Consider the following 6,307-nt stretch of genomic DNA (forward strand, 5'->3'; position numbering starts at 1 on the left):
CCCTTCTCATTTTCCCCCCCACCCCCCCCCCCCCCTCCCCCCCCCCCCCCCCCCCCCCCCCCCCCCCCCCCCCCCTCCCCCCCCCCCCCCCCCCCCCCCCCCCCCCCCCCTCCCCCCCCCCCTCCCCCCCCCCCCCCCCCCCCCCCCCCCCCACAAGGGCGGCCTAATGGCTTGGCATCGGTTTCAGGCAGTAATGTTCAATCAACTGACGTAATAGATGCACCGTAGGCTGCAAACGTGACATTTCGAGGAATTCCCCGGGCTGGTGGGCGCAGGCGATATCCCCAGGGCCGAGCACCAGGGTTTCGCAGCCAAGACGCTGAAGATAAGGCGCTTCGGTCCCGAACGCTACCGCTTCGGCACTATGGCCGGTGAGCTTTTCGGCGATTCGCACAAGTTCCGCGTCTTCGGCCTGCTCGAACGGCGGCACGGCGGGGAACAGCGGCGCGTAATCGATCTTGACCTCATGCCGCTCGGCAATCGGCTTGAGCTTCTGCAGGATCTCGGCACGCAGGACCTTGGGGTCCATGCCCGGCAAGGGCCGAAGGTCGAACTCCAGCGAACACTGCCCGCAGATACGGTTGGGGTTATCGCCGCCATGGATGCAGCCAAAGTTCATCGTCGGGGTCGGCACACTGAACTGCGGATTGCGAAATTCACGCTGCCACAACAAACGCAAGCCGCGCAGTTCGCCGATGGCATCGTGCATGGCTTCCAGGGCGCTGTGGCCCAGACGCGGGTCCGAGGAGTGACCGCTCTGCCCGAGAATGTCGATGCGCTCCATCATGATGCCTTTGTGCATGCGGATCGGCTTGAGCCCGGTCGGCTCGCCGATCACCGCTGCCCGCCCCAACGGTCGCCCCGCCTCAGCCAGCGCCCGGGCACCGGACATCGAACTTTCTTCATCGCAGGTGGCGAGGATCAGCAGTGGTTGTTTGAACGGTTGATCGAGCAGCGGTTTGACCGCTTCGATGGCCAGGGCGAAAAAGCTCTTCATGTCGCAAACGCCCAAGCCGATCCAGCGACCGTCAATCTCGGTCAGCTTCAATGGGTCGGATTGCCACAGCGCTCCGTCGAACGGTACGGTGTCGCTGTGCCCGGCCAACACCAGGCCACCAGGACCACTGCCGAAGCTGGCCAGCAGGTTGAACTTGCCGGGGCTGACCTGCTGGATATCGCACGAAAAGCCCAGATCGCCGAGCCATGCGGCCAGCAGGTCGATCACCGGTCGGTTGGTTTGATCGAGACTCGCCTGGGTGCAACTGACGGACGGTGCAGCGATCAGTGCAGCGAACTGATCTTTCATGGACGGCAAAGGCATCGCTGACTCCAACTCCCGGATTGAAGTCCATCATAGAGCCATCTTGCGACAGGAATAAACCGTCGCGGCGCGTAGAGGGAGCGAGTCCTGTACACTGCACGACCTTGGCAGCCACACATTCCCCCCGGCTGCGCTCCCGATCCTGGATTTTCCGGCCATGCAGAAAGAAACCGAAATCAAACTCCGCGTCAGCCGCGAAACCCTCGCCGCCCTGCGCGAGCACCCTTTATTGAAAAAACGCAACAAAAGTGGCTGGGAACGCCGTGAGTTGATGAACCAGTACTTCGACACCCCTGAGCGCGATCTGGCCCGCGCCAAGGTAGCCCTGCGCCTGCGCAAGGATGGCGAAGAAGTGATTCAGACCCTCAAGACCCGCGGCCAGAGCGTCGCCGGTTTGTCCGTGCGTAACGAATACGACTGGCACCTGCCCAAAGCCAAGCTCGACTTGAAGAAACTCGACGGCGAATGCTGGCCCGAAGAGCTGGTCGAACTGGACAAGAAGACCCTGAAGCCGATCTTCACCACCGATTTCGTCCGTGAACGCGCCGAAATCGCCTGGGGTCGCGGCAAGGCCAAAGTGGTCATCGAAGCCGCTCTCGACCTGGGCCACGTAGTGGTCGGCAAGCAGAAAGAAGAAATCTGCGAACTGGAACTGGAACTGCGCGAAGGCGAGCCGGCCGCATTGCTGGAACTGGCTGCCGAACTGGCCGAGACCCTGGCCCTGATGCCGTGCGACATCAGCAAGGCCGAACGTGGCTATCGCCTGTACGACGCCCACAGCTATTCATTGAGCCTGCCGGCGCCACAACTCACCGCCGAAACTCCACTGGACGATGCCTTCGCCGCGCTGTGCTGGCATTTGCTGGGCAGCAGCCAGCGTCTGGCCGAGCAATACCGCTTCAATGGCCACTGGCGCCTGCTGCAAGATTGGGTGGAAAACCTGGCTGAATTGCGTGCGCTGGTCAGCAGCCTCGGCCAGGCTGCACCACGTCAATCGACCCATGACCTGCGTGTCGCGCTCGATGCGTTGCTGGAAGACTGGCGCCCGCTGGTCCAGGTCGGCGTGGAGGATGAAGACGTGCGTAAAGCCGCGCCGGAGCAGTTCCTCGAAGAACTGGAAGATCCGCGCTGGGGTCTGTTCTCGTTGACCACTTCGCGCTGGTTGCTGGCCCGCACTTGGGCCGCCGACCGCAACACCCGCGGCAATCGCCAGGGCGCCGCGCAACTGGGCAGCTGGTTGCCGCGTCTGCTGGGCGAAGAAGCCAACTCGCTGCAATTGCAGCGCTACCAGCAACAACCGGAAGACCTGGCCGAACAACTGCCGCGCATCGAACGCATCCAGGCCTGGCTGCACCATGCGCGCAACGTACTGGACATCCCGGAACTGGACCGCCTGTATGGCGAGTTGAACAAACTGGCGCAACTGGCCAACGAACCGACGATCACTGATGAATTGCTTGATGCGCGTAAGCAGCAGGCGATTGCGGTTTACCAGAACCGTGCCTGGAAAACCTTGCTGCGTCTGTAATACCGCCTTCGCGAGCAGGCTCGCTCCCACAGGCTCAGTGCAATACCTGTGGGAGCGAGCCTGCTCGCGATGAGGCCGGCACATCCGCCATAAAAAATTCAGACCGGCAAACTGGTAGTGGACTTGATCTCCGACAACGCCACGATCGAGTTGACCTCCTGAATCCCCGGTACCATCGACAGCTTCTCGAAAAAGAACCGCTCATACGCCTCGATGTCCGCCGCAACAATCCGCAGCATGAAATCCACGGCCCCCATCAACACGTAGCACTCCAGCACCTCGGGAAAACCACGGATCGCCTCGGTGAATTCCGTGAAGTTAGAACGGCCGTGGGCGTTGAGTTTGACCTGCGCGAAAATCTGCGTGTTCAGGCCGATTTTCTTGCGGTCGAGCAAGGTCACCTGACCACGAATGATCCCCTCCTCCTTCATCCGCTGAATCCGCCGCCAGCACGGTGATTGCGATAGCCCCACTTGTTCGGCGATCTGCGCACTGGAGAGCGAGGCGTCTTCCTGCAGCAACGCCAGGATCTTGCGGTCGTAGCCGTCCAACTCGCTTTGCATAAAAAAACCTGCAGATGGTTAATTAATGAATTACTTGATTCGATGACATCACGATTCAGCCCATCATAGATAAGAAATACCCCGCACCGAATGTAAAACTTTCTCCAGTGATTTTGGAGAACGACCATGCCGCACCTTCAAGCCGTGAACACCCGCGCTGATGCCTGGAACGTCAACAACAGCCATTGCCGCGTCCAGTACCAATTGCTCGCCGAAGCCGAGCCCGATCTATTGTGTCGAGCACTCAATTTGTTCGCGATGCAGTTTCTGACGCCGGAGCAGGTGCACGTGCAGCGGCAGGATGACCTGCTGGCGATTGAAGTCGTCATCGACGGATTAAGCTGGCATCGCGCCCAGGTGATTGCGGAAAAACTTCGCAACCTGATCAGCGTCTGCTCGGTGGACCTGCAGGGGGCTGACGCTGCCTGGGTTGAAACCGTTCAGGCGGCCGGCTGAAAAAAACCGATACGGCTTGGTCGGGTAGTGGCCCAACGGTCCGTGGCGCCACGACTATCCTTTGCGCACTGTTGCCCATAAGGAACCCGCATGTCCGTTCAATTCGCCATTCAGGACCGCTGGCTGGATCTCAACGATGTGCTGCGTGAGCTGGTCGCCCAGGGCTTTATCAGCCAGGACTCGGCCGAACACGCGCTCAACGCCCGTCGCCGCAACGCCGCCCATGGCCAGATGCACCCCCTGGAGTTCATCGCCAGCCAACAGCTGGACGACCTCAGCCGCCCCGGCAAACACCTCGATCTGGAAAACCTGACCCTGTGGCTGTCGCAGCAGGCCGGCCAGCCTTACCTGCGTATCGATCCGCTGAAAATCAACGTCGCGGCCGTGACACCGCTGATGTCCTACGCCTTCGCCCAACGCCACAAGATTCTCGCGGTGGCCATCGACCGTGACGCCGTGACCGTGGCAAGCGCACAACCCTACGTGAACGGCTGGGAAGCCGACCTGACCCATGTACTGAAGCTGCCGATCAAACGCGTGGTGGCCAACCCGGTGGACATCCAACGCTTCAGCGTTGAGTTTTTCCGCCTGGCAAAATCAGTCACCGGGGCCAACAACAGCGACCAGCAGGTCAACACCCTGGGCAACTTCGAGCAGTTGCTCAACCTCGGCGCCAGCGATCAGGAGCCGGACGCCAACGACGCGCATATCGTCAACATCGTCGACTGGCTGTTTCAGTACGCCTTCCAACAGCGCGCCAGCGATATACACATCGAGCCCCGGCGCGAACAAGGCACCGTGCGGTTTCGCATCGACGGCGTGCTGCACAATGTCTATCAATTCCCGCCGCAGGTGACCATGGCCATCGTCAGCCGCCTGAAAAGCCTGGGGCGGATGAACGTTGCGGAGAAACGCAAACCCCAGGATGGCCGGGTCAAGACCAAGACCCCGGATGGCGGCGAAGTCGAGTTGCGACTCTCGACCTTGCCGACCGCTTTCGGCGAAAAAATGGTCATGCGGATCTTCGACCCTGAGGTGCTGCTCAAGGACTTCGATCAGCTCGGGTTTTCCGCCGACGACCTGCGACGCTGGCAGGACATGACCCGCCAGCCCAACGGCATCATTCTGGTCACGGGCCCAACCGGCTCCGGCAAGACCACCACGCTGTACACCACGTTAAAGAAGCTGGCGACGCCGGAGGTCAACCTCTGCACCATCGAAGACCCGATTGAAATGGTCGAACCGGCGTTCAACCAGATGCAGGTCCAGCACAACATCGACCTGACTTTCGCTTCGGGAGTACGGGCGCTGATGCGGCAAGACCCGGACATCATCATGATCGGCGAGATCCGCGATTTGGAAACCGCCGAAATGGCAATCCAGGCCGCCCTTACCGGTCACCTGGTGCTGTCGACGCTGCACACCAACGATGCGCCGAGCGCCATCAGTCGCCTGCTGGAGCTTGGCGTACCGCATTACCTGATCAAGGCCACCGTGCTCGGGGTCATGGCCCAGCGACTGGTGCGAACCCTGTGTCCACACTGCAAGGCCCCGCAAGCTCTGGGCGAAGAAGATTGGCAAACCCTCACCCGGCCCTGGCAGGCTCCTCTGCCCAGCAACGCCCAACGCGCCATCGGCTGCCTGGAATGTCGCGACACCGGCTATCACGGCCGCGCCGGGGTGTACGAAATCATGCAACTGAGCGATGGGCTCAAGGCGTTGATCAACCCCGACACCGATCTGCTGGCAGTACGGCGCCAGGCGTTCAAGGAAGGCATGCGCAGCCTGAGATTGTCGGGAGCGCAAAAGGTGGCGGCCGGCTTGACCACGGTCGAGGAGGTGCTGCGCGTGACACCCCAGAGCGAGCAGAAGTAGATGCGGCCTGATGGAACTCGGTCAGGGGCAGACAATCCAAGGGCGTAGATTAAACAGTGGAGTCACCCATCATGCGTTTCAAACTTGCTGTCGCTACCATCGCCCTGTTGTCCCTGCCTGTCGGTTCGGCGATGGCTGATAGCTTTTGGCGTAACGTTCTTACCTCCGGTGCGACCACCGGCTCGACCTACCTGACTTTCAAGGATAACAAGATGATCGTCGCGGCCCAGGACGATGCCGGCAGCTTCGTTGCCAGTGACGGCGGCATCCGCGGCCCATACCTGGAGGCCGCGATGCAGAAAGTCCGCGCCGACAACCCGGGCCTGCAGGCCACGGACATGGAGTTGGCGAACGCGATCCTGGCGAAGAATGCCGTGGCTTCGGAATAAGCTTTCCGGCCAGACAAAAATGCCGCTCATATGAGCGGCATTTTTTATGGTTTATGCAAATCTCCTGTGGGAGCGAGCCTGCTCGCGAAGACGGTGGATCAGTCGAAATCTCCAGTTGCTGTCCAACCGCTTTTGCGAGCAGGCTCGCTTCCACAAGGGGGCCGTGTCTTCCGGG

The 6,307-nt window shown here is 61.1% G+C and carries 6 protein-coding genes; 4 read left to right on the forward strand and 2 right to left on the reverse strand.

Annotated elements, in window-relative coordinates; all coding sequences use genetic code 11:
* Positions 1-163 precede the first annotated feature (163 nt).
* Positions 164-1,321: an acetylornithine deacetylase gene (gene argE, locus ACSFE6_RS30735; RefSeq protein WP_435431136.1), complete on the reverse strand. Its 1,158-nt coding sequence runs from the start codon at positions 1,319-1,321 to the stop codon at positions 164-166.
* Positions 1,322-1,478: 157 nt separating this feature from the next.
* Here argE and ACSFE6_RS30740 point away from each other — a divergent pair, with 157 nt between their 5' ends.
* Complete coding sequence (locus ACSFE6_RS30740; RefSeq protein WP_435431137.1) at positions 1,479-2,849, forward strand: inorganic triphosphatase; 1,371 nt, start codon at positions 1,479-1,481, stop codon at positions 2,847-2,849.
* 98 nt (positions 2,850-2,947) lie between these two features.
* Here the strand turns inward: ACSFE6_RS30740 and ACSFE6_RS30745 are convergent, their stop codons facing one another.
* On the reverse strand, positions 2,948-3,412 hold the full coding sequence (locus tag ACSFE6_RS30745; RefSeq protein WP_175391080.1) for an Lrp/AsnC family transcriptional regulator: 465 nt from the start codon (positions 3,410-3,412) through the stop codon (positions 2,948-2,950).
* A gap of 126 nt (positions 3,413-3,538) precedes the next feature.
* Here ACSFE6_RS30745 and ACSFE6_RS30750 point away from each other — a divergent pair, with 126 nt between their 5' ends.
* From ACSFE6_RS30750 to ACSFE6_RS30760, 3 genes are all read left to right on the forward strand, one after another.
* On the forward strand, positions 3,539-3,868 hold the full coding sequence (locus ACSFE6_RS30750; protein ID WP_435431138.1) for a hypothetical protein: 330 nt from the start codon (positions 3,539-3,541) through the stop codon (positions 3,866-3,868).
* A gap of 90 nt (positions 3,869-3,958) precedes the next feature.
* Positions 3,959-5,743 (forward strand): GspE/PulE family protein, encoded by a 1,785-nt coding sequence (locus tag ACSFE6_RS30755; RefSeq protein WP_435431139.1) that lies wholly within the window; start codon positions 3,959-3,961, stop codon positions 5,741-5,743.
* A gap of 71 nt (positions 5,744-5,814) precedes the next feature.
* A complete protein-coding gene (locus tag ACSFE6_RS30760; protein WP_435431140.1) occupies positions 5,815-6,132 on the forward strand; it encodes a DUF2388 domain-containing protein in 318 nt (105 codons plus the stop codon).
* Positions 6,133-6,307 lie beyond the last annotated feature (175 nt).

Source organism: Pseudomonas baetica (genome assembly GCF_051216495.1).
In the GTDB taxonomy this organism is placed as follows: domain Bacteria; phylum Pseudomonadota; class Gammaproteobacteria; order Pseudomonadales; family Pseudomonadaceae; genus Aquipseudomonas; species Aquipseudomonas baetica_B.

Bases quoted from the DNA above. Each gene is read 5' to 3' on its own strand.
- ACSFE6_RS30750 (WP_435431138.1), top strand. From the start codon at position 3,539: ATGCCGCACCTTCAAGCCGTGAACACCCGCGCTGATGCCTGGAACGTC.
- ACSFE6_RS30760 (WP_435431140.1), top strand. From the start codon at position 5,815: ATGCGTTTCAAACTTGCTGTCGCTACCATCGCCCTGTTGTCCCTGCCT.
- argE (WP_435431136.1), bottom strand. From the start codon at position 1,321: ATGCCTTTGCCGTCCATGAAAGATCAGTTCGCTGCACTGATCGCTGCA.
- ACSFE6_RS30745 (WP_175391080.1), bottom strand. From the start codon at position 3,412: ATGCAAAGCGAGTTGGACGGCTACGACCGCAAGATCCTGGCGTTGCTG.
- ACSFE6_RS30740 (WP_435431137.1), top strand. From the start codon at position 1,479: ATGCAGAAAGAAACCGAAATCAAACTCCGCGTCAGCCGCGAAACCCTC.
- ACSFE6_RS30755 (WP_435431139.1), top strand. From the start codon at position 3,959: ATGTCCGTTCAATTCGCCATTCAGGACCGCTGGCTGGATCTCAACGAT.